This is a genomic window from Virgibacillus ndiopensis, assembly GCF_900187325.1.
In the GTDB taxonomy this organism is placed as follows: domain Bacteria; phylum Bacillota; class Bacilli; order Bacillales; family Amphibacillaceae; genus Virgibacillus_E; species Virgibacillus_E ndiopensis.
In genome coordinates this window covers 327,719-352,692 of the sequence record NZ_FZMZ01000005.1, presented here as the reverse complement: position 1 = coordinate 352,692, position 24,974 = coordinate 327,719, and the positions used below count along the sequence as shown (strand labels likewise).

Below are 24,974 nucleotides of genomic sequence, written 5' to 3'. Positions count from 1 at the left end.
ATCTGTAACACCTTCTTAAAGCCAATTATTTTGAATTAAACGTTCAGCAATCTGCACCGTATTCCATGCAGCACCCTTCAATAAGTTATCGGAGACAACCCATAAATGAAATCCATTCGATTTATCGATATCCTTTCGTACTCTTCCTACAAATACTTCCTCCTTATTTGCAGCACTTAGAGGGGTAGGATATGTTTGCGTACTTGGATCATCTTCCAATACAACACCTTCAGCATTCGTTAATACATCCCACAGATCCTTAACCGCTAAATTATCCTGTTCTAATTCTACATATACACTCTCAGCATGTGATGTAAAGAAAGGCAATCTAACACATGTTGCTACTACGGATAATTCAGGCGAATGCATAATTTTTTTCGTCTCGTTAATCATTTTCATTTCCTCAAATGTATAGCCATTTTCTTGGAATACATCTATTTGTGGTAGTGCATTAAATGCAATTGGAAAGTGCTTTTTATCCCCTTTTACAGGTAATAGTTCTGCTGTCATTTCCTGGTTTTCTAAATATTGTTTTGTTTGATTTTCCAGCTCGTTACATGCTTGATTTCCAGACCCAGAGACAGCCTGATATGTTGATACAATAACTCGCGATAGACCAAAAGCTTTTTTGAGAGGCTGCAGTGCTGCAACCATTTGGATTGTCGAACAATTAGGATTTGCTATAATTCCATTATGTGCTTTAATATCCGATTCATTTACCTCTGGAACTACAAGTGGAACATTTTCATCCATTCTAAATGCACTTGTGTTATCGATAACCACTGCACCATGTTCAACAGCTTTTGGTGCTAATGCTTTAGAAACAGATCCCCCTGCAGAGAATAAAGCGATATCTATTCCAGCAAAACTTTCAGCTGTAGCCTTTTCTACTATAATTTCTTGGTTATTGAAAAGGAGTTTTTTTCCTGCAGATCGTTCCGAAGATAAAAGTTTTAACGTATCGATTGGAAATTTTTTATCCTCTAAAATTTGAACGATTTTTTGACCTACTGCACCTGTTGCACCAACTATTGCAATATTATATGCTGTTTTACTTGTCATTGTTATGACTCCCTTCCCTAGTTTGCAATATTTATAAAATTAATAATTAGTGTATCATATATTAGTCTACAAACGGAACAATAACAGGTTGAATTTGTTTATGATCCAGTGCAGTTTCTATGGTATCAGGCAAATAATCCATTTTAGCAACAAGAGAATTAGGCTTCTTGTATGGATCATCCTGCCCATATGGAATAAAATAAATAAACTTACTTGCCATTAATCGCATTAAATTTACACCATTTAATCCAAGAGCATCATTTGTAGATATCCCCAAAACAACAGGACTTTGATTTCGCATAGTTGCTTTAGCCGCCATTAAAACAGGTGAATCAGTAAGCGCATTTGCTAGCTTGCTCATGGAATTCCCTGTTAACGGAGCGATTACCATGCAATCTAACGGATATTTAGGTCCTAATGGTTCCGCTTCCGGCATTGTTGAAATTACACGTTTCCCAGTAATCGTTTCAATTTTTTTGATATGGTCCTCCGCCTTACCAAACTTTGTATCTATATTTTTAACTGTGTAAGTAACAATTGGAACTACATCTGCTTTTGCATCCACTAACCGCTGCAGTTGAGGAAAAACCTGATCATACGTACAATGTGACCCCGTTAATCCAAATCCAATTCGTTTTCCTTCAAGATTCATTCTGCATTCTCCTTTCCCTCTAATAAAAATTGTTTAATTACATCTGCAAGTATTTTTCCAGATGTTTTTGGTGCAACGATTCCAGGTAAACTACGTGCTAAAATTGCTTTTATACCACGTCTGTCAGCATAATCAAAATCAGTGCCTCCTGGTTTTGAAGCCAAATCGATTATTAATGCATGTGAAGGTAAATGCTGAATGGAATCTTCCGTAATAACACGTGATGGAATCGTATTAATTAATAGATCGCATTTGTCTGTATGCTCGTGTAAATTTGCTAAAGGTATTGCTGTTAAACCCATTTCGGTAATCCTTGCCAAATCCCTAATACTTCTTGCGCAAACGGAAACTTTTGCTCCTAGTGCTGAAAATTTATTTGCCACCGTATTTCCAACTCTGCCAAACCCTGTGACGATTACGCGTGAAGAGTGAATTGTATAATCTGTATGTTCAATAGCCATCATAATTGTTCCTTCTGCTGTTGGAATTGAATTGTAAATTGCAACATCATCACGATCAAACAAAGGAATCAATGAAAGATTTAATTCTTTTGTGACAGATGTTAAATAAACACTCGTTATCCCAGTAAAAATAAGCGTTGATTTTTTTAATTGACTAAACCACTCTTTTTCCAATTTAATATGTTGGTCTGAAAAAACAGTTTTAACAATACCGTTTTGGTCTGTACCAGTAATTGGAAAAATTACTGCATCTAATTTTTCTGGCTCTAGCTCATTGAAATCGATTTGTTTTAAACCTGTGAATCCTTGCTCTAATTTATCAAATCCTACTAGAAAAATTGTTGTATCAGGAAGCTCTTTCAACTGTCGTATTAATTCTAAATATCGTCCATCACCGCCTAATACAGCTATAAATCGACTCATTATTGTAAAACACCCCTCACCATATTAATACATACTTTTTAAACATCCTGTATTAAGTCATTTCCATATAGCTTATGTGTTAAATAGGTGTTAGTGATTAGTCTTTTGCTGAAAATAAAAAAAGACTAGTATCATGTAAACGATACTAGCCTTCGATAGTTAATCAATCTCTATCATTATCATGTCTTCACCTATCTTTTTAATCGCATTCCAGCGTATTTTTGTTTCATCACCCTCCTTTTTTAAACCAAACCATTTGTAATTAGGAATTATAAATGATTCAATCTGTCCGGTTTTTTCGTTTATTTCTAAATCGGTTTGCCCTAAAACGCCTAATCTTGCACCTTGGGAAACATCAACAATTTCTTTCCCGCTTATATCCTTATAACGCATGACAATTCTCCTCCCTGCCCTTTTTTCTTGTTGGCTCATTCGTAAATTTTGTTACATTTTAACTTCGTAGTTTCCGTAAAATGCGACGTAAGTGATTTAATTGTTAAATCTAATTCTTGATCGTCGTCCGGGATCGCTACGGGCGGATGCTTTCCGCGGGCACGGCCTCAACCTCCTCGAGAAAACCACTCTGCGGGGTCTTCGGACTCGTGCTGTTCCCGCAGGAGTCACACCCTCCGCTCACCCGGACTAGTGATGTGGTATAATGCGGTCTTCTATAACAATTTTTATTCCACCTATGGACCGTAAACGCACACCAGCGAAGGAAATACACGGAGACTCCTGTGGGATAGTGAAGACGATGAGACCCCACAGTGAGTGGGTTTCTCACGAGGAGGCTCATCGCGAGCCCACGGAAAGCGTAGTGTATTTCCGCAGCGGTAGAAGGTCACCAAACATAATTTTTCGTCATGTCGCAGTTTATGTATATTGTGTAATAACAGCAGTCTTCTTTTATTACATGTATATGTATAAAAAAATAACCTATGTTGAAAACATAGGTTATTTATGGATACACTAAGAATATCAGGCTTCAACTTTTGGTGCAATTAATGCTTTGGATGCTGGCTGTTTAAAAATTGACTGAATAACGGATTGAATTGAATCATGATTAACAGCATCTATTTCTTTAATCATCTCATCTAATGTACGATGACGTTTTAACAATAATTCATTCTTTCCGTTTCGACTCATACGGCTACTAGTACTTTCTAAACTAAGCATAAGGTTTCCTTTAAATTGTTCTTTACTATTGGTTAGCTCTTTATCCGTTAGACCCCGGTCAATTAACGTATCCACAGTCTGCTTAATCGTATCTTGCAATAGTGGTAACTGCTCTTTTCCAGTTCCAGCGTAGATAGTTAATAACCCATTGTCCAGAAATGAGGAATGATAAGAAAATACGGAATACGCTAACCCTTTGTTTTCCCTCACATCTTGAAACAGTCTTGAACTCATACTTCCACCAAGCACGTTATTCATAATTACTAAACTGTATGTGTATTCATCACCAACCGGAAAACCTTCATAACCTAAACATAAATGAGCTTGTTCAGTATCTTTATTTCTTTCAATATTATTTGCCAAGAAAATTGGTTTACTAATTTCTTCACGGCGATTATTCGATTCGTATGTGCCAAAATAGTTTTCGACTTTATTAATAAATGTATGATCAACATTACCGGCAATCGATACAACAACATTTTCAGGTGTATAACATTGAGAAATATAATTACGTAAAGTATCTGGTTTGAAGCCTTTTAAATGTTCCTCAGTACCTAAAATCGGGTATCCTAAAGGATGCTCACCATATGCTGCACGTGCCAACAAATCATGAACAATATCATCAGGAGTATCCTCATACATTTTTATTTCTTCTAAAACGACTTTTTTCTCCCGTTCCATTTCTTCTTCATCAAATGATGAATGAAAAAACATATCTGCTAAAATATCTAAAGCTAATTCTTTATGTGTATCAAGTACTTTTGCATAAAAGCAAGTGTATTCTTTAGAGGTAAACGCGTTGACTTGACCACCTATAGCATCAAATGCTTCAGCTATGTCTTTCGCAGATCTTGATTTGGTACCTTTAAAAAACATATGCTCAATAAAATGTGAGATACCATTATCCAGCTGTGTCTCATTACGTGAACCAGTTAAAACCCATATTCCAATTGTGACTGATCTTACTGCCGGTATTGTCTCTAAAACAATTCTAAGTCCGTTTTTACTTGTATGTTTTTCAATCAATTAGTTGTCCTCCCAAAATTTAACTATACTGTGAAATAACTAAAATTACATAATGAACCATGCCCTGCTCTAGAACATCTAAATTAGCGATTCCGTTTATTTTTTATCTTTCCTCAGTAAGCAAACTATCAACCGTACCTATTCTATATCCCTTTTTCTTTATGTTTTGGATTAAAGGTTTTAATCCCTGTGCAATTGAATTTGTTGGATGCATTAAGACCATGGCACCTGGATGAATTTTGCTCATTACTCGGTTCATCATAACAGAAACAGTTGGATTCTTCCAATCAATCGTATCTACACTCCAAAGAATTGTCTCCATATTTAATTCATCTGCTATTTTTACTACTTGATCGTTAAAGCCCCCACTCGGTGGAGCAAACCATTTTGGCGTTTTACCAGTAATCGCTTTGATTATATCATTTGTTTGTTCTATTTGTTCCCTTATTTCCTTATTTGATAAGCGTTCCATTGCTGGATGATTGTAGGCATGATTTCCAATGGTATGACCCTGTTCATCTATCATTTTAACCAAATCAGCGTTATCCTTAGCCCATTTGCCCTCAATGAAAAATGTAGCCTTTACTTCTTGTTCCTTTAATGTTTTTAAAATATTCGGGATGTACTCTGTACCCCAGGAAACATTTATTAAAAATGCAACCATTTGTTTTTCAGGGTGTCCGCGATATATAGGTGCAGGCGGCAGGTCTTCCATTGTAACTTTTGGAGGAACCTGGTCGTAAACAAGTAATGATTTATCAAATACACCCTTTTCTTTCATTTGTTGGTATGATTTATTAATATTTACTTTCCTCCCATTACGACCGGGAGTTTTTTTCCAAATCTCATCAATTACCGCATTTTGAGGAGATACAGCAAACTCGGAACTTTTTTGCTTTATTTCTTTATATAAAACATCTTCTTGTTTGCTCACATTTTCGATGGAGTTCGAAAATGTTTTCACATCATTTACAATAAATGGATTGTAATCATTATTAAACGATATTGCTACAATAATTATAAAAACAATAATATGTACAATACGATAACGGTACATACATATCCCTCCTCATTCACATATATGAAAAATGAGGACAAGATATGCTTATAAAAACGTTTGCCACGATATTAAGGATACTTACGTTCGAAAAGAGTCAGTAAATTAGCCGATTCCATGGTTATTATAACCAATAAAAAAAGAAACTGGTTTTCCAGCTTCTTGTTTCTTTGTTTTTCATATTAAGATTTAGTTTGTTCGCTTTTTTCCTTTTGTTCCTTCAATACCGCTTTTCGTGAAAGGTTAACTCTACCTTGATGATCAATTTCCTTAACTTTAACCATTATTTGATCACCAATTGAAACGACATCTTCCACTTTATTTGTTCGTTCTTCAGCTAGTTCGGATATGTGAACCAAACCATCTTTACCTTTAAACAATTCAACGAATGCCCCAAATTTTTCGATTCGCTTAACCGTTCCTAAGTACATTTGACCAACTTCAACTTCCCTAACAAGGTCCCCAATAATTTGTTTTGCTTTCTCATTCATTATAGAATCTGTTGAGGAAATAAATACATTACCATCTTGTTCAATATCTATTTTTACACCAGTCTCATCAATAATCTGATTAATTTGTTTACCACTTGGTCCAATTACATCACGGATTTTATCAGGATTAATCTTCATAGTTAAAATTTTTGGTGCATATTGTGATAATTCTGTTTTAGGTTCCTTAATTGTTGCAAGCATAGAATCTAAAATTTGCATACGACCTTTTTTAGCCTGTGTTAATGCTTCAGATAAAATTTCTCTTGATAACCCGTCAATTTTGATATCCATTTGTAACGCGGTAACACCTTGTGCTGTTCCAGCCACCTTAAAGTCCATATCACCTAACGCATCTTCCATACCTTGAATATCTGTTAAAATCGTATAATCGTCTCCGGATTTAACAAGACCCATTGCAATACCTGCTACTGGCGCCTTAATTGGAACACCTGCATCCATCATTGCTAATGTACTTGCGCAGATACTTGCCTGTGATGTAGATCCATTTGACTCCAACACTTCAGACACAAGACGAATTGTATAAGGGAAAACCTTGTCTGACGGTATAACTTTTTCAAGCGCTCGTTCCCCAAGTGCTCCATGTCCAATTTCACGTCGACCTGGTCCACGGATTGGGCCAGTAGCACCAACACTATATTGTGGGAAATTATAATGATGCATAAAACGTTTAGACTCTTCTAAATCTAACCCATCTAATATCTGTACATCACCTAATGCTCCAAGTGTACAGATGCTTAATGCTTGCGTTTGGCCACGTGTAAATAAACCAGATCCATGTGTTCTAGGCAATACGCCGACACGTGATGATAAAGGACGAATATCATCGATTTTACGACCGTCTGGACGTACTTTTTCTTTTGTAATTAAGCGACGAACTTCCTCTTTTACCATTTTATCCAAAATTGATTTTACTTGCTTTACAACATCATCTTCTTGTTCTTCATACAATGCAACGATTTCTTCTTTAACAGCATCAATTGCATCTTCTCTAGCATGTTTTTCTTGTACTTGTATTGCAGCAACTAATTTTTCTTTTGCTTCATTCTCCACTTTTGTAGTCAATTCTTGGTCAGGCTCGAATAAAATCACATCTGATTTTGCCTGTCCAATCGCTGCAACAATTTCCTCTTGAAAAGCAACTAGACGAGTAATTTCCTGATGTCCGAACATAATTGCCTCAAGCATATCTTCTTCAGGAATTTCCTGTGCACCGGCCTCTACCATATTAATTGCATCTTTTGTTCCGGCAACTGTTAAATCAATATCGCTTTTCTCTTCTTGCTCAACTGTTGGATTAATTATAAACTCTCCATCAACTCGTCCAACATGAACACCTGCAATTGGTTCTTCGAACGGAATGTCTGAAACGCTTAAAGCGATTGAGGAACCAATCATTGCAGCAATTTCTGTTGAACAATCTTGATCTACACTCATAACAGTACTAATTACTTGTACTTCGTTTCGAAAACCATCTGGGAAAAGTGGACGGATTGGTCTATCAATTAAACGTGATGCAAGTATTGCTTTTTCACTTGGTCTTCCTTCACGTTTGATAAACCCTCCAGGTATTTTACCTACAGCATATAATCGTTCTTCATAATTAACTGTCAAAGGAAAGAACGGTAAATCCTTTGGTTCCTTTGATGCCGTTGCAACGGACAACACGGATGTGTCTCCATATCTTATCATACAAGCTCCATTAGCTTGTTTAGCTAGTTCTCCAATTTCTACAATAAATTTTTTACCAGCAATATCTGTGGAGAAGACTTGTTTTTCATCTGCCATTAGTTGTAGTACTCCTTTCAATAACATTCTATCTCTCATTTTATAGTTAATAGGCTGAAAAGTAAATTTTATGTATTAAAAAATTCAAAAGTGTACGCTCTTGCCCAGTGACGAAGCTTAACATCGTTACCACATTTTATCCAAGATTCACAATTCATTATCTTAAAAGTATAAAAAAAGCGGGATTACTCCCGCTTTTTCCAAGGTTATCTACGTAAACCAAGTTTTTTAATTAGATCACGATAACGTGTAACGTCTTTGTTACGTAAATAGTTAAGTAAATTACGACGTTTACCAACCATTTTCAAAAGACCACGACGTGAATGATGATCCTTTTTATGAACTCGTAAATGTTCATTTAATGTTGTGATTTCCTCTGTAAGGACAGCGATTTGTACTTCTGGAGAACCAGTGTCATTATCATGAACTTTGTATTCATTAATAAGTTCATTTTTACGTTCTTTTGTGATTGCCATCCTGTTCACCTCCTATTAGTTGTTCATATCCCCATTCCCCTAGCAAACGTCGGAGTTTCGATTTGCCAAGCGAAGGTTTTACGTTGTTAAGAATACATCTTTTCAACATAAATTGCAAGTTTTTTAGTATGACAATTTCCAAAAAGATAGTAGCTTTTTCAATGCTGAATCTATATCCGGAACGGTAGCTCTAACATTAACTTACATTCTGTAAAAAGTGACAACCTATCAAAAAAGCCATTAGTATAAATATATATTACTTGGAAAAATAACGACGGATTTTTGCTTCATCATTACTAATTTCTTCAACAAGCTCTTCAACGCTGTTAAACTTCTTCTCATCACGAATGTACTTATGCCATTCAAGCTTAAGTTCTTCCCCATACAAATCGTTATTGTAATCAAAAATATTTACTTCTATAGAAGGTTCTACAACACCTGATTTAAAAGTAGGATTAACACCTAAATTAGCCATACCTTCATATACTTCATTTTTGTACAAAACTTTGACGGCATATACCCCAATTTTGGGCAACAATGCATTTGGATCAATACGCAAATTAGCTGTTGGATAACCAATTGTTCTTCCACGCTTATCTCCGTCTACTACGATCCCATAAATAGAAAGCGGTCTATCTAATAACTCATTTGTAGCTTCTACTTCTCCATTTTTAAGCAGCTCTCTGATCTTAGTAGAACTTACTTTCTCGTTGTCTAATTCAACTTTATCAATTATCGAATAGGAAAACGCTCCCTTTGCGTGGTCGCCAATTACTTTCATGTTTCCCTTTCCTTTATGACCATATGAGTAATCGAATCCCGCAACTAAATGATGAATATTTAGCCCAATTATAAAATGGTCAATAAAATCTTGTGGCGACAATGTGGACAATTCTTGATTAAAATTAATAATATACAATCGGTCAACTTGCATTTGCTGCAAAATTTCCTGTTTTTCTCTAAGTGGTGTAATGTACCTTACATGTTGAACGTCTTTCTTTAAAACAACTGATGGATGTGGGTGAAATGTAATTACCGCACTTTCCATATTTTTGTTCTTTGCCTCATCAACAGCTGTTTGAATAACCTTTTGATGTCCTTTATGTATTCCATCAAAAAAGCCAATAGCAGCAACTGTCTTTGGAAGTTCCTCCAAAACTAATGTATGGGGATATGTTAATTCAATCGTACGCACGTTTTAATCACCTACACTTTTCTTATCCAACTTGAAAAACACGAACTGGCTTAATCTGATCGTCTTTTTCAGGATGTGTTTGATAGATTGCTAATACTTGATCATCGTACATGATAACAAACGGATCGGTCGTGAACCTTTTATCCGGTTTAACTAACTTTTGTCCATTCAACACTTTTTCCTTGAGTTCCTCACTTACCATTAACCGATCTAGATGAGTAAGCCCACTTGAAATAGGCAAAAGTATATTATCCTGTTGTTCTGATTCAACAGCTCGTTCAATTTCGTTAAACGTATACGTATCCTCTTTCATAAAAGAACCCGTTTCTGTTCTGATTAAATCTGACATATGTGCAGGATATCCTATTCTTGCTCCGATATCAACACATAATGTCCTGATATATGTACCCTTTGAGCAGATTACCTTTACCTTAAAAGAATTGTTATTTTGTTGCTCTATTAATTCTATCTCAAAAATAGTGACTTGTCTTTTCGGACGTTCTACGGTTTGGTTAACTCTTGCATATTCATAAAGCTTTTTACCATTAACTTTTACCGCAGAATACATTGGTGGAATTTGTGTTATAACGCCTTTAAAAGATTTTAATACATCAACAATATCCTGTTTCATTGGTGGCCTTGTCACCGGTTTTTGTTCCACAATTGATCCATGAGCATCTTCCGTATCTGTGGCTGTACCTAATGTGACTTCAGCTATGTACGTTTTTTTCGTATTCGTTAAAAAAGGAACAATTTTTGTAGCTTGTCCAACACAAATTGGAAGAACCCCCTCCACTTCAGGGTCAAGCGTGCCTGTATGACCAACTTTTTTAGTATGTAATAATTTTCTAATTCTAAAAACACAATCATGAGATGTCATACCTTTTGGCTTCCATAACGGTAAAATACCATCCATAACATTCGGGCCTCCAATGTACAAAAGCGAACCGGACAAGACCTGCTACGCAAAGCATTAGTTAAGGGGCAAGCGATTGTTTTTTAGTGCTTGAATTGCCCACTGACAGTCTAGCGAGGTTAAACGGTGCTAACGCTTTTGAAAATTTTATTAATAAACAAGTACAAGGAAAAATCTGACCCATTGCTACCTTGAGTCAGATTCCCGTGTATTTACCCGTTCATTATTTGTTGTTTAAATCACGTAAAATGGTTTCAATACGATTGCCATATTCATACGCTTCATCAAATTCAAACGTTAGTTCAGGCGTTTTACGTAAGCGAATACGTTGCCCAACTTCTGAACGAATAAATCCCTTCGCCTTGGCTAAACCAACAAGCGTATCATGCTTTTGTTGGTCATCGCCTAAAACAGAGATAAATATTTTTGCTTGTTGTAAGTCACCGGTCACCTCAACATCTGTGACGGTAACAAAACCTACTCGTGGATCTTTTATCTTTCGAGTAAGAATTTCACCAAGTTCCTTCTTCATTTGTTCTGCTACTCTGTTTGCTCGTAAATCACTCATATAATCACCTCATATTAAGAAAAACGCCAACTCATTCTTCTAGTTGCCAGAGATCAGAAGTCGGATTGGGTGAAATAATCGAGTTTACAAATTTCACTTTCTCCAACTACCCTCTAATTTTTGTTACAACATTACAAATGCTCCACGTTTGTAATGGTACGCTCTAATTCAGGAAATGTATCCATAATCCTTAGAACCTCTTGAATTACTTGTTCTGCATGATTTTTATCGTTTGAAATGGTGACAATACCTACCTTTGTCCGCTGCCACAAGTCATGATAATCCAATTCCGTTACAGCAACATTGAAATCATTCCGTAGTTTTGCCAGCATTCGCTTTATAACAGAACGCTTAGCTTTTAGTGAATGTCCATCATAAAGCATACATTCTACTTCAGCATAGATAATCATTTACGTTCAATTTCTTCCATAACAAACGCTTCAATTACATCGCCTTCTTTAATATCATTAAAGTTTGCAATTGTTATACCACATTCATAACCTTGTGCCACTTCTTTTACATCATCTTTGAAACGTTTTAGTGCATCAATTTCGCCTTCAAATTGTACCACACCATTGCGAATCAGTCGTACACCTGAATCTCGTGTGATTTTACCTTCTGTCACATAGCTACCAGCAATTGTTCCAATACGGGATACTTTAAAGATTTCACGGACTTCTGCTTGCCCAATAACTTTTTCTTCAAATTCAGGGTCAAGCATCCCCTTCATTGCTGCCTCTATTTCTTCGATTACTTTATAGATTACGCGATGTAAGCGAACATCTACTTTTTCAGATTCTGCCGCTTTTTTAGCATTAGCATCTGGACGAACATTAAAGCCAACTACAATTGCATTTGATGCAGAAGCTAAAATAATATCAGATTCAGTAATTGCACCGACACCAGTATGGATAATCTTAATTTTTACACCTTCTACTTCGATTTTACGTAAAGAAGATGCCATTGCTTCAGCAGAGCCTTGAACGTCTGCTTTAATAATAATATTTATTTCTTTCATTTCACCTTGTTTAATTTGCTCAAATAAATCATCAAGACTAACCTTCGTTTGTTCTGAACGGTTTTCTTGAATGTGCTTTTGTTGACGTGCTTCACCGATTTGACGGGCTTTTTTCTCATCAGCGAAAACTAAAAATTGATCTCCTGCTTGTGGAACATCGTTCAGCCCCGTAATTTCTACTGGTGTAGATGGACCAGCTTCTTTAACACGTTTTCCCAACTCATTAACCATCGCACGAACACGGCCGAACGTATTTCCAACAACTATTGAATCACTAACACGTAACGTACCATTTTGTACTAGTAATGTAGCGACAGGACCACGTCCTTTGTCAAGTTGAGCATCGATTACTGTTCCAAATGCTTCGTTATTTGGATTGGCTTTCAATTCTTCTACTTCAGAAACGAGTAAAATCATTTCTAATAAATCGTCAATACCTTCACGCTTAACAGCCGATAGCTGTACAAAAATTGTATCACCGCCCCAATCTTCTGGAACGAGTTCATATTCTGTTAATTCTTGCATAACACGATCAGGATTTGCGCCTTCTTTATCCATTTTGTTTACAGCTATGATGATAGGAACCTCTGCTGCTTTTGCATGATTAATAGCCTCTACAGTTTGTGGCATAACACCATCATCCGCTGCAACAACTAAGATTGCAATATCGGTAACCTGTGCACCTCTTGACCGCATACTAGTAAATGCAGCGTGCCCTGGTGTATCAAGGAACGTAACTTTTTTACCATTACTTTCAACCTGATATGCTCCAATATGCTGAGTAATCCCGCCTGCTTCCCCTTCTGTCACTTTCGTATGACGAATGGAGTCTAAAAGTGTAGTTTTACCATGGTCAACGTGTCCCATTATTGTTACAACTGCAGGACGTTCAACTAAATCCTTTTCATCATCTTGCTGCTTATATTTATCAAAATCGGTATCTTCCAAGATTATCTCTTTTTCTACAGCTACATTGAATTCTTCACAGATAAGCTCAATTGCATCATCATCAAGATCTTGATTTTTCGTAGCCATAACTCCTAAAAACATAAGCTTCTTAATAATTTCTGATGCTTCTTTATTAAGTTTACTTGCTAATTCACTAACTGTTAATGTACCACTATATTTAATTTCCTTTGGTGTTTCTTTAACAACAGGTTGCTGGGTTTGCGCTGGTTTATTGTTATTGTTGTTACCTTTTTTATGATTTTGTTTATTACCACGATGATTGTTGTTCTTTTGCTTTGATTTTTGCGCTGGGTTATTTCCTGTTGTACCTTTATTCCCTTGTTTGTTTACAGGTCTTTTATCTGGATTTGGTTTATTTTTGTGTTGATTATTTTGTCCATTTGCTGGTTTTTTACTACCAGAATCGGCTTTTTTATTATTATCTTGTGATTTCGATTTTGAATTAAATTTTTGATCTAACTTACCCTTTACGTCCTCTGAAATAGTTGACATATGGTTTGTTACTTCTACATTTAAGGATTTTAAGTGACCGATCACTTCTTTACTTGTCGTATTGTTTTGTTTTGCATATTCATATACACGCATTTTACTCATACGTTCACCCCCGAATTTATTTACCCGAGTAACGATTTGATCTTAGTAGCAAAACCTGCATCTAAAATAGCAATAGCTACTCTTTGTGTCTTTCCAATAGCATTCGATAATACGTTTCTATCATCTTCAACTATCACAAATGGTATTTCATATGTTTTACATTTATCCGTTAATTTCTTTTTTGTTTGTGGACCTATATCACTTGCTAAAAGAACTAATCTCGCTCTTTTTTGTTGAATATCTTTAATGATTGTTTCTTCACCAAGTGAACATTTTCTAGCTCGATATGCTAGACCAACCATATTCAAATAACTGTTTTTCATATTAGTCACCATCAACAATTCGTCGTAGTTCTTGATATATAGCAGTGTCTACTTCTCCGTTTAAATGGCGATTTAACACACCTGTTTTTTCAGCTTTTTCAATAACCGCCTTATCTTTTGTTAAATAAGCACCACGGCCATTTTTCTTTCCTGTTTCGTCGACAAATATTTCGCCCTCTTTATTACGAACAATTCGTATTAACTCTTTTTTAGGCTTCATCTCATTTGTTACAATACATTTTCGCTCAGGAATTTTTCTTTTTTGAACCAACTGAAATCCCTCCCTTATTCGAACAAATCATCAATACTGTCAGAATAAGTTACTTCTTCATTGTCGTTATTATCCGCTAAGAGACCTTCTGCTCTAGCCTCTGATTCACTTTTAATATCAATCTTCCACCCTGTTAATTTGGCAGCTAACCGAGCATTTTGACCTCGTTTACCAATTGCTAGTGATAATTGATAGTCAGGTACGATAACAGTGGTCGCTTTTTCTTCCTCATCAACTAACACTTCCACTACTTTTGATGGACTTAAAGCATTTGATACATATACAACAGGATCCTCCGACCACTGCACGACATCAATTTTTTCACCTTTAAGTTCATTTACTATCGCTTGAACGCGTTGCCCTTTTTGACCGACACATGACCCAACTGGATCAATTTCAGGATCATCTGCGTAAACAGATATTTTAGAACGGTCTCCAGCTTCCCTTGCTACCGATTTAATCTCAACAACTCCATCGTATATCTCAGGAACTTCCATTTCAAACAATCGCTTCAAAAGACCAGGATGTGATCTGGAAATATATATTTGAGGACCTTTGCTCGTATTTTCAACCTTTGTAACAAATACCTTTATACGATCATGTACATAATAATCTTCTGTTGGCATTTGCTCTGCTTCTGGTAATTTAGCTTCAATTTTACCTAAATTCACATAAACAAAACGCGGGTCCATACGTTGTATTATCCCTGTCATTACATCTTCTGCACGGTCTGCATATTCACTGAATATTACACCACGCTCTGCTTCACGAATTCGTTGTGTCACAACCTGTTTTGCAGCCTGAGCAGCAATTCTGCCAAAATCTTTTGGTGTAACTTCAACTTCAATTACATCTTCCAAATCATAATTAGGATCAATTTTTTTAGCTTCTTCAAGTGAAATTTCTTGCTGAGAGTCTTCAACTTCATCGACAATTGTTTTTCTTGCAAATACTCGCATTGCCCCTTCACTTTCATCAAGATCTACCCGTACATTTCCCGCTGATTTAAAGTTCTTTTTATATGCTGAAATTAATGCAGCTTCTAATGCCTCTAAAAGGATATCTTTGTCAATCCCTTTTTCTTTTTCTAAAAAATCAATAGCGTCAAACAACTGACTGCTCACTTTTCTTTTCCCCCTTTATAACGTTACAGCTATTCTCGCTTTAGCTATTTTATCGAATGGTATTTCTACTTGCTTCTTCTTAGTTTTCACTTTGTATTCTAACGTAAGTATATTATTTGTGAATTCTTTTAGGATACCCTCGTATTCCTTTTCACCATCAATTGGTTCGTATAGTTTCACAAATATATTATTGTCCACATTTTTTTCAAAATCTTTCACCGTTTTTAATGGGCGTTCAACGCCAGGTGATGAGACTTCTAAGAAATAAGCTTCTTTTATTGGGTCTACCTCATCCAATTTTTCACTTAGTTGCTCGGATACCTGGCCACACTCCGAAATATCAACGCCGCCTTCTTTATCAATGTAAATACGCAGAAACCAATTCTTGCCTTCTTTTACATATTCAACATCAACTAATTCTAAATCCTTTTCCTGTAATATAGGCTGCAGTAATTCCTCAGTTGTTTTAATTACCTGTGAACTCAAAAGTCATCCTCCTTATTCAGTTGTTTTTATCTCTTTATGAACTATCATACCCATTTTTATTTGAATGCTATCCCTTAAATTACCTAAGTGACTAACTGGCTGTATATTGCTTAATCAATATAAAACCCCTGCCGATAATGTGGCAAGGGAGGAAGTTAAAATCACAGATAGCATTGAAGTATGAAGAAAGAGTGGGGGGCACCCACTCTTTTAACCGTTCGTATCATGACTTACCAATAAAACTATATCATAAGCTTACAGATGTTGCAAGGCTAGTGGATATTTATCGAATTCACAATAGGGTTTAAGAGTTGCATTTATATTATTCATTTTTGATTAGGTTGACGTCTGTATTAAGAAAATCATCTAACGCCTGTTGTAATGTCCCCTGTGTTTCAACTTTTTGTCCAAATTCTATATCTAAACTCATCATATTTCTGACAATATCAGGTCGTAAACCAGTAAGCACTGCCCTACATCCCATCATAGCAATTCCATCTAATAATTTAAGAAATCGGTGAATTGCGTCTCTTTCTATTTCAGCAACTCCAGAAAGATCCATAATTAAGGTTTGAACTCGTAGCTTCCCTATTTCAATTAATACTTTTTCTTCCAATATGACTGCACGATTTATATCTATTGAACCTATTAAAGGTAGTATACTAATCATTGGGGTAATAGGTATTATAGGAACTGACAAATTTTCTACCAATCTTCTTTGCTTTTCAAGTAATTCATCTTTATATGTAGAATAACTAATAAAAAAACCATTTAGAAATTGATCAATTGAGTTATTTATTTTGCTCTCCATTAGATAGAATTCTTCCCCAACACTAACCCTATCAGTAAATTTATCATGTTCATAAAGGAAATTCCATAATGTTCTACGAATTGCTTGTATCCATTCAATTTTAAAAGCTAAGGTTAATGAATATTTTGCCCAAGCAACACCCTCTTGTTTTGCAAATTCCACTACTTCCTCCTTTTTTTCATCTACAACGTATAAAACTAACTTATGTGCATTTTCTAATAAATTTATGTTCCCAATTAGTTGTATCTCATCAATCTTGTCACGAACATTTATAGCCTCGTTTAAAAGCCTTTCTTCAAAGGCCAGATCATTATTAATTAAAAATTCTCTTATTCCCTGTCCGCTTTGATAAGTTAAATCCAAAAACTCACTTCCTTTATAAAATTTGTTAGTGTATTGCCATTGTTGGTTTTATTGTAAAATTATATGAAAAATAGAAAAAATGATATATTTCATTGTAGCATAAGGTGCAAAAGTTTACATTAGAAAGAGCATTAACATACGTTAATGCTCATAAGTTATTGCTTTTTCTTAGATTATCCTTAAAATAATGATAATTGGTTCTTCTCTGCCATACCTTCTAAACAACCATGATTATCTAAATATTCTAGTACTGTTTTAGAAATTTTGCTTCGTTCACGTAAGTCTTCCTTCGATAAAAATTCACCATCTTCGCGAACCTTTTCAATATTAATTGCTGCATTTGTACCTAGTCCGTCAACAGCATTAAATGGCGGAATTAATGTATTACCTTCTACAATAAAGTTGGTGGCACTTGATTTATACAGGTCAACACGCTGGAATGAAAAACCTCTTTCACACATTTCCAATGCTACCTCTAGAACGGTTAATAGGTTTTTTTCCTTGGGTGATGCATCGTTTCCCTTAACAGCGATACTTTCTATTTTTTGTCTAATTGACTCAGACCCTTTAACCATAGTATCAAGGTCAAAATCCCCTGCTCTTACAGAAAAATAAGCAGCATAAAAGAATATTGGATGATGAACTTTGAAATAAGCGATTCGTACTGCCATTAATACATATGCAGCAGCGTGTGCTTTAGGGAACATATATTTTATTTTTTTGCATGATTCAATATACCAATCTGGTACACCGTGTTTTTTCATTTCATCTATCCATTCAGCCAGCAACCCTTTTCCTTTACGGACAAATTCCATAATTTTGAAAGCAAGTGATGCATCCAGGCCTTTATGCATTAAATAGACCATAATATCATCTCGACAACCAATAACATCTGGAAGCTCGCATATACCATCATTAATGAGCTCCTGTGCGTTACCTAACCATACGTCAGTACCATGTGACAAGCCTGATATGATAACAAGTTCCGCAAATGTTTTGGGCTTAGTATCCTCTAGCATTTGCCGGACAAATTTAGTTCCAAATTCCGGAACACCTAATGTCCCAGTTTTACAGTTAATCTGTTCTGGTGTTACCCCAAGCGACTCAGTACCCGAAAATATTTTCATTACTTCAGCATCATCAGTAGGGATTGTTTTCGGATCAATACCACTTAAATCCTGTAGCATACGAATAACGGTCGGATCATCGTGTCCGAGTATATCAAGTTTTAATAAATTATCATGGATGGAATGGAAGTCAAAATGTGTTGTTTTCCATTCACTTTTACGATCATCAGCCGGAAACTGAATTGGTGTAAAATCGAAAATCTCCTTATCCTCTGGCACAACAATAATTCCACCAGGATGCTGACCGGTAGTTCTTTTTACTCCCGTACAACCTTGAACCAGACGATCAACTTCAGCGTTTTTATATACTAGTTGTTTATCCGAAGCATATCCTTTAACATATCCGTACGCAGTTTTTTCCGCTATTGTACCAATAGTTCCGGCTCTATAAACGTTATCTTCTCCAAATAATACCTTCGTATAGTTATGGGCTTGTGGTTGATATTCCCCAGAGAAATTCAAATCAATATCTGGAACTTTATCCCCTTTAAAACCTAGGAAAGTCTCAAATGGGATATCTTGTCCGTCTTTTGTATAAGGAATTCCACAATTAGGGCAATCTTTATCCTCTAAATCAAATCCACTTCCCACAGAGCCATCCGTAATGAATTCATGGTGATGACATTCTTTACATACGTAATGTGGTGGCAATGGATTTACTTCGGTTATCTCTGTCATGGTTGCAACAAGGGATGAACCGACCGATCCACGTGAACCTACAAGATAACCATCGTCCAAGGATTTCTTCACAAGTTTGTGTGAAATTAAATAAATAACTGCAAAACCATGTCCAATAATACTTTCGAGTTCTTTTTCTAAACGATCTACAACTATTTTCGGCACAGGATCACCATAAATTGATTTTGCTCGGGTATAGCAAAGATCGCGCATCTCTTGATCTGCACCTTCTATTGTTGGCGTAAATAATCCATCTTTTACAGGTGAGATTTCCTCAATTTCATCAGCCAATCGTTGGGTATTCGTAACGACGAGTTCTTTTGCAACCTGATCACCCAAAAAGCTAAAACAATTCAGCATTTCGTTTGTCGTCCTGAACGGTGTATCAGGAAGTGTCTGTCTATTTAATGGATTACCTGCTTGTGACGCAATCAAGATTTGACGATATAATTTATCGTGTTCATCAATATAATGCGTATTCCCTGTCGCCACAATAGTTTTGTCCATTCGCTTGGCCATATCTACTAATTTTGTAATAATATCTAAGATTTGCGCTTCATTTTGCACAAGCTCTTTTTCAACTAGATGAACATAGTTAGCTGGCGGCTGCACTTCAATATAATCATAGAATTCGGCAACCTTTTCTGCCTCATCAGCAGATTTTTGCATCATTGTCTCAAATACTTCGCCTTTATCACACGCTGTTCCAACAAGGACGCCCTCACGGAATTTTTGCAGTTTGGAACGTGGAATCCTTGGAACTCGATAAAAATAATCAATATGTGCGTGTGAGACAAGCTTATAAATATTTTTCAACCCTTCTTGCGTTTTTGCAAGTAAAGTACAATGAAAAGGTCGTGATCGTTGATAGGCGTTCCCTTCACCCATATGGTTATTAAGATGGACATGATTTGTAATTTCTTTTTCTAATAATCGCTGTACTAACTTCCACAACAAATACCCGGTTGCTTCTGCATCATAAATCGCTCTATGATGCTGTGTTAATTCAATATCTAAATGTTTACAAAGTGTATTTAATCGATGATTTTTTAGCTCAGGAATTAGAAATCTGGCAAGCTCGAGTGTGTCAATTACTGGATTCTTAACTTTATCATAATCGATCCGTTTGTAACCCGCATTTAAGAATCCTATGTCAAAACTAGCATTATGGGCAACTAAAATTCCATCTTCAGTCCATTTAAAAAAATCTCTTAAAACATCATCTATTTCAGGAGCGTTCTTAACCATATCATCTGTGATACCTGTTAAATCAATGGTAGTTTGTGATAATGCATGATGTGGGTTGGCGAAAGACTCAAATCGGTCAACGATTTCACCTTTATGAACTTTTACCGCAGCTAGTTCGATTATCGTATCATATACCGCTGATAAACCTGTTGTCTCCACGTCGAACACAATATATGTTCCATTTTCTAAATCAACATTCTGCTCATTATAAGCGATCGGAACACCGTCATCGACCAGATTAGCTTCAACACCATACAATACTTTGATACCGTTCTTCTGTCCAGCTGCATGAGCTTCAGGATATCCTTGCACCCCAGCATGATCTGTGATGGCGATAGCTTTGTGTCCCCATTTAGCTGCTTGTTCAACTAGACGCGATGGTGTTACTACCGCATCCATTTGGCTCATTGTTGTATGGGCGTGTAATTCAACCCGTTTTTCTTCAACAGGTGACGTATCCTTACGCGTTTCAACGGTGACTTCATGCATATCGTTTGCCATCATTGCTAGTTCATTCGTATACATATCTGTTTGGATACTGCCCCTTGCTTTAATCCACATTCCTTTTTTTAATTGCTCAAACTTCTCCGCATCATCGTCTCCTTTCGAAAACATCTTTATTTGAAGAGAATCAGTATAATCGGTTGCTTTAGCAATTAATAAACTTCTTCCAGAACGCAATTTACGAACCTCAACAGCAAACACATAGCCTTGAACCGTAACACGCCGTTCTTCTTCCAGGATCTCTTCCATTTGCAATGGTTCATCTTGAATCTTATATCCTATTGAAAATGGTTTATTATTTCCTTCATTTGCCTTGTTTTGCTCACGTTTTTCTTTTTCTTGCACTGTCTTCATGATTAGTTGTTGGTCTTCTAGCGCTTTTTGCTCTCTAAATTTTTGTAAATCAGATTCTTCCGTTTTAACATCAACGACTAATGAATATAATGGTGTGCCTGCCTTTTTACAAAAAATACGGAATGCTTCTTCCAACCTTCTTTTTAAAGCACTAGCCTCGGCATCGTTTCTCGCAGTTAACATAAGTTTATTATTGTTTACTTTAGGTAACTGGTTATGAACCAAATCTTTATAAGCAGGTGATAAATCAGAGATGCTTTGCAAAAAGCTTTGCCAATAGCCACAAATTGTTTGTTCATCACAATTTTTTTCTTCTGTGTATAAAGTGAGATCTACCTTAGCGATATGCTGAAAGGAATCTTTCAATTTCGCCGTTATTAATTGATAAATATTGATTGGCAAAACACGCTTAACTTGTATATGAAAATGCCATGTTTGTGTTGTTTTGATGACCTCTAACTTGGTTAATTGACTATCTTGAAAATACCCTAGACTTTCCTCTGGCATATGAAGCTGTGTTAATAATAAATTCATTTTTTCATTTTCTGAAATAGCCATGACATTATCCCCCCTGTTACAGCTGTCATACTTAAAAATTATGGAAACCCTTGCCTATAATTACGACAAGGGTTGTATTCAAAGTTTAAGTTAACTCTTTTATTACAAAAACAATCGTTGTATGTCATTCCACGTTACGACTAACATTAACAGCATCAATAATGCAAAGCCAATAAAATGTACAATCCCCTCTTTTTGTGGATCGATTGGTTTTCCGCGAACTGCTTCAATCCCAACAAACAGCAATCGCCCACCATCTAGTGCAGGTAGTGGCACTAAGTTTACTATTCCTAAGTTTACACTTAAAATTGCCGTCCACATCACAAAATTCATGAAGCCTGTTTGGACAACTTGATCAGTTACATCATATATTCCGACAGGACCGGAAAGCATATCAATGGAATATTGACCAGTCACCAGCATCACTAAATTTGTAAGTATTAATTTGGTTGTATCGTACGTTTGAACAAAACCATATTTTAATGTACCAGTAATTGATTTCTCAAATAAATGGGTTACACCTATCTGTCCTATAGTCATTCCTTGCGTTTCTATTTTATCTGGGACAATGGTGAGATCCTCCGTCTTGCCATCGCGTTTCACAGTCATAGCAAGTTCTTCTTCTGGATTATCCTGAACTATTTTAGTAAATTCCTCCCATGTTGAGATAGAATTCCCTTCAATTTGCACAATTTCATCTTTATGCTGGAATCCAGCTTCTGCAGCAGGGCTTCCAGGTTGTGCTTCATCAATTATAGCTCTTTCGGTTGGAACACCATGGATTAGTCCAAGAAGGAAAAAGAGAACGATTGCCAGAAGAAAATTCATCATTGGTCCAGCAAACAATTGCATTGCTCTTTTACCAACACTTTTAGAAGCAAATTGTCTATCGTATGGTGCAATTTGTGTTTCTTTTTCATCCATTACAAAAAAAGCTTTTCGATCTACTTCAAAACTAAGCTTATGATCTTCTTCATCAATTTCATAACCCTCTATTACTAACCTATGGTCTAAATCAGCATGTTCTACCTCAATAACCCGAGCGTTCGGATGCTTTGATTTATTATTAATAATTATTTTGTTGACCTTCCCTTGTTGATCAAATTCCAAACCAACATGATGGCCAGGCTTGAGTTCAACAATTTCAGGATCATCACCAGCAACGCGAACATATCCCCCTACAGGAAGTAAGCGAATGGTATAAACTGTTTCATTTTTTGTAAATGCAAATATCTTAGGACCGAAACCAATCGCAAATTCTCGCGCAAGCATCCCCGCACGCTTAGCAAAAATTAAATGCCCGAGCTCATGAATGAAAACGAGTAGTCCAAACATAACAATAAAAGCAATAACTGTTGTCAAAAGAAGCACCTTCCTTTAATCGATGTAGGAAAACAGACTTTCTTCTATTTTAATTTATCGAGTTCCACACTGTAGAATCATTCATCTAACATTGAGTTAAATTAATGTATAAAATGAATAAAATGCAATAATGGTAAAACAAACAATAAACTATCAAATCGATCTAAAATTCCACCATGACCAGGTAATATATTTCCAGAATCCTTTACACCATAATGGCGTTTAAAGGCAGATTCAACAAGATCACCAATTTGACCAAATATGGATACCAGTATCGTTACCAATATAACTATCAACATTGAATATTCTTCTAATGGATAGGCAAATTGAAAAAGCACACCAACAATGCATGCTACCAATATACCACCAAGCGCACCTTCAATTGTCTTATTTGGACTTATTTTTGGCCACAACTTCGTCTTCCCAAAAGCTCGTCCGAAGAAATACGCCCCCGTATCAGTTCCCCAAATGACTAATAAAACGTAAAAAATATAGTTTAAACCATTATATTCACGTGTAACTAATAGATAATAAAATCCCATCCCAACATAAATCGTTGAAAGAAGGATAAATCCTGCTGCATCAAAATTAAATTTATTTTTTACTAATACAGTATATGTTAATAATAACATAACAAATATCATCGTTACTTCTGATTTGGTAAACTCTACATACGGCACAATATCATCAGGTTGAAAGTTCCCTAGGATTATCCATAACAGTATAATAGCTAAGAGTGCTGGTACTGTATACTTGCCAATCTCCCGCATTTTTATTAGTTCAATTAAACCTAACGTAGCCATTATATAAACCAATATTTGAAAAGGAATACCACCTATAATTACAAAAGGCACAAATATAATTAAAGCTAGGATTGCTATCAGAATTCGTTGCTTCATCTTTGTTTCAACACCTTAAATACCTCCATAACGTCGTTTACGCTGCTGATAATCCTGGAGGGCTTTGTGAAAGATCTCCTCATTGAAATCCGGCCATAACACATCGGTAAACCAAAATTCAGAATAAGCAACTTGCCATAGAAGAAAATTGCTCAAACGTTGTTCACCGCTTGTACGAATCAATAAATCCGGATCTGTTAAGCCAGTAGTATACAGATATTCAGAAAACGTTGTTTCATCCAATTTATCAATTGATATCTTTTCCCCATCTATATCTGTCATTATTTGTTTTATCGCTTGTATAATTTCAAATCTACTACCATAGTTTAAAGCAAAATTTAATAATAATCCATTATTCTCTTTCGTTTTTTCTTTTGCATATTGAATTGCTTCTTTTGTATGTTCAGGTAGTGCGTCAAAATCACCAATTGTTTCAATCCTAACATTCTTTTCAATAAGTTCTGGTAAAAATGTATGTAAAAATTCTTTGGGAAGCTTCATTAAAAACTCAACTTCCGATTTTGGTCTTTTCCAATTTTCTGTAGAAAAGGCATATAACGTAAGAATTTCCACGTTGTATTTTGTTGCAGTTCTCACTGTTTCTTTTACAACGTTCATACCTTCCTTATGTCCTGCAATTCTTGGAAGTCCGCGTTTTTTTGCCCACCGTCCATTGCCGTCCATGATGATAGCAACATGTTTCGGCACGTTTTGCACTTCAATTTCACATTGCTCATTGCTGCTATCAGATTGTTTATTTTTGAAAAAAGGAAGTCTTAATGACATAATTTGCCTCCGAATACGGTTGATTATCTTACCCTTTCAACTCTAATCAATATGAAGGAATAAAGAACTTTATGACTATAATGAGTAATCAATCGTATGACTAAAATGATTCTCATATTACACGATAATTCATTATTTATTATAAAGATTATTTATAGAAAACAAAAGCCCCCTTAAACAAGAGGGCTGA

At 35.7% G+C, this 24,974-nt stretch carries 22 protein-coding genes; all 22 read right to left on the bottom strand.

The window, feature by feature from the left end:
• Positions 1-15: 15 nt before the first annotated feature.
• Entirely contained in the window at positions 16-1,062 is a 1,047-nt protein-coding gene (gene asd, locus CS937_RS09050; protein ID WP_099158150.1) for an aspartate-semialdehyde dehydrogenase, read from the bottom strand.
• Positions 1,063-1,123: 61 nt separating this feature from the next.
• Entirely contained in the window at positions 1,124-1,714 is a 591-nt protein-coding gene (dpaB, locus tag CS937_RS09045) for a dipicolinate synthase subunit B (protein WP_099158149.1), read from the bottom strand.
• Entirely contained in the window at positions 1,711-2,598 is an 888-nt protein-coding gene (gene dpaA, locus CS937_RS09040; protein ID WP_099158148.1) for a dipicolinic acid synthetase subunit A, read from the bottom strand. The genes dpaB and dpaA overlap by 4 nt, the downstream gene beginning before the upstream one ends.
• A 159-nt stretch (positions 2,599-2,757) precedes the next feature.
• Positions 2,758-2,991: a YlmC/YmxH family sporulation protein gene (locus CS937_RS09035; protein ID WP_099158147.1), complete on the bottom strand. Its 234-nt coding sequence runs from the start codon at positions 2,989-2,991 to the stop codon at positions 2,758-2,760.
• A 585-nt stretch (positions 2,992-3,576) separates the two neighbouring features.
• Positions 3,577-4,800 (bottom strand): M16 family metallopeptidase, encoded by a 1,224-nt coding sequence (locus tag CS937_RS09030; protein ID WP_099158146.1) that lies wholly within the window; start codon positions 4,798-4,800, stop codon positions 3,577-3,579.
• A 103-nt stretch (positions 4,801-4,903) separates the two neighbouring features.
• Entirely contained in the window at positions 4,904-5,857 is a 954-nt protein-coding gene (locus CS937_RS09025; protein WP_099158145.1) for a polysaccharide deacetylase family protein, read from the bottom strand.
• Positions 5,858-6,039: 182 nt separating this feature from the next.
• Positions 6,040-8,154, bottom strand: a complete 2,115-nt coding sequence (gene pnp / locus CS937_RS09020) for a polyribonucleotide nucleotidyltransferase (RefSeq protein ID WP_099158144.1) — start codon at positions 8,152-8,154, stop codon at positions 6,040-6,042.
• Positions 8,155-8,360: 206 nt separating this feature from the next.
• Positions 8,361-8,630, bottom strand: coding sequence for a 30S ribosomal protein S15 (gene rpsO, locus CS937_RS09015; protein WP_099158143.1), 270 nt, complete (start codon positions 8,628-8,630; stop codon positions 8,361-8,363).
• Positions 8,631-8,886: 256 nt separating this feature from the next.
• Positions 8,887-9,825, bottom strand: coding sequence for a riboflavin biosynthesis protein RibF (gene ribF / locus CS937_RS09010; protein ID WP_099158142.1), 939 nt, complete (start codon positions 9,823-9,825; stop codon positions 8,887-8,889).
• A 22-nt stretch (positions 9,826-9,847) separates the two neighbouring features.
• Positions 9,848-10,741, bottom strand: coding sequence for a tRNA pseudouridine(55) synthase TruB (gene truB / locus CS937_RS09005; protein WP_099158141.1), 894 nt, complete (start codon positions 10,739-10,741; stop codon positions 9,848-9,850).
• 223 nt (positions 10,742-10,964) lie between these two features.
• A complete protein-coding gene (gene rbfA, locus CS937_RS09000) occupies positions 10,965-11,309 on the bottom strand; it encodes a 30S ribosome-binding factor RbfA (RefSeq protein WP_099158140.1) in 345 nt (114 codons plus the stop codon).
• A gap of 131 nt (positions 11,310-11,440) precedes the next feature.
• Positions 11,441-11,719 carry a DUF503 domain-containing protein gene (locus CS937_RS08995; RefSeq protein ID WP_099158139.1) on the bottom strand — a complete coding sequence of 93 codons (279 nt, stop codon included), beginning with the start codon at positions 11,717-11,719 and terminating at the stop codon, positions 11,441-11,443.
• The gene (gene infB / locus CS937_RS08990) at positions 11,716-13,890 is read right to left on the bottom strand and encodes a translation initiation factor IF-2 (RefSeq protein ID WP_099158138.1); all 2,175 of its coding nucleotides are present in this window, start codon (positions 13,888-13,890) and stop codon (positions 11,716-11,718) included. Before infB ends, CS937_RS08995 begins: the two co-directional genes overlap by 4 nt.
• Positions 13,891-13,910: 20 nt before the next feature.
• Entirely contained in the window at positions 13,911-14,213 is a 303-nt protein-coding gene (locus CS937_RS08985; RefSeq protein WP_099158137.1) for a L7Ae/L30e/S12e/Gadd45 family ribosomal protein, read from the bottom strand.
• A 1-nt stretch (position 14,214) separates the two neighbouring features.
• A complete protein-coding gene (gene rnpM / locus CS937_RS08980) occupies positions 14,215-14,484 on the bottom strand; it encodes an RNase P modulator RnpM (protein ID WP_099158136.1) in 270 nt (89 codons plus the stop codon).
• 14 nt (positions 14,485-14,498) lie between these two features.
• The gene (nusA, locus tag CS937_RS08975; protein WP_099158135.1) at positions 14,499-15,608 is read right to left on the bottom strand and encodes a transcription termination factor NusA; all 1,110 of its coding nucleotides are present in this window, start codon (positions 15,606-15,608) and stop codon (positions 14,499-14,501) included.
• A gap of 15 nt (positions 15,609-15,623) precedes the next feature.
• Positions 15,624-16,094 carry a ribosome maturation factor RimP gene (gene rimP / locus CS937_RS08970; RefSeq protein WP_099158134.1) on the bottom strand — a complete coding sequence of 157 codons (471 nt, stop codon included), beginning with the start codon at positions 16,092-16,094 and terminating at the stop codon, positions 15,624-15,626.
• A 322-nt stretch (positions 16,095-16,416) separates the two neighbouring features.
• A complete protein-coding gene (locus tag CS937_RS08965) occupies positions 16,417-17,268 on the bottom strand; it encodes an STAS domain-containing protein (protein ID WP_099158133.1) in 852 nt (283 codons plus the stop codon).
• 179 nt (positions 17,269-17,447) lie between these two features.
• Positions 17,448-21,737, bottom strand: a complete 4,290-nt coding sequence (locus CS937_RS08960; protein WP_099158132.1) for a PolC-type DNA polymerase III — start codon at positions 21,735-21,737, stop codon at positions 17,448-17,450.
• Between the two features lie 102 nt (positions 21,738-21,839).
• A complete protein-coding gene (gene rseP / locus CS937_RS08955) occupies positions 21,840-23,099 on the bottom strand; it encodes an RIP metalloprotease RseP (RefSeq protein WP_099158131.1) in 1,260 nt (419 codons plus the stop codon).
• Positions 23,100-23,200: 101 nt separating this feature from the next.
• A complete protein-coding gene (locus tag CS937_RS08950) occupies positions 23,201-23,998 on the bottom strand; it encodes a phosphatidate cytidylyltransferase (RefSeq protein WP_099158130.1) in 798 nt (265 codons plus the stop codon).
• Positions 23,999-24,013: 15 nt separating this feature from the next.
• The gene (locus CS937_RS08945) at positions 24,014-24,784 is read right to left on the bottom strand and encodes an undecaprenyl pyrophosphate synthase (protein WP_099158129.1); all 771 of its coding nucleotides are present in this window, start codon (positions 24,782-24,784) and stop codon (positions 24,014-24,016) included.
• Positions 24,785-24,974: the final 190 nt, after the last annotated feature.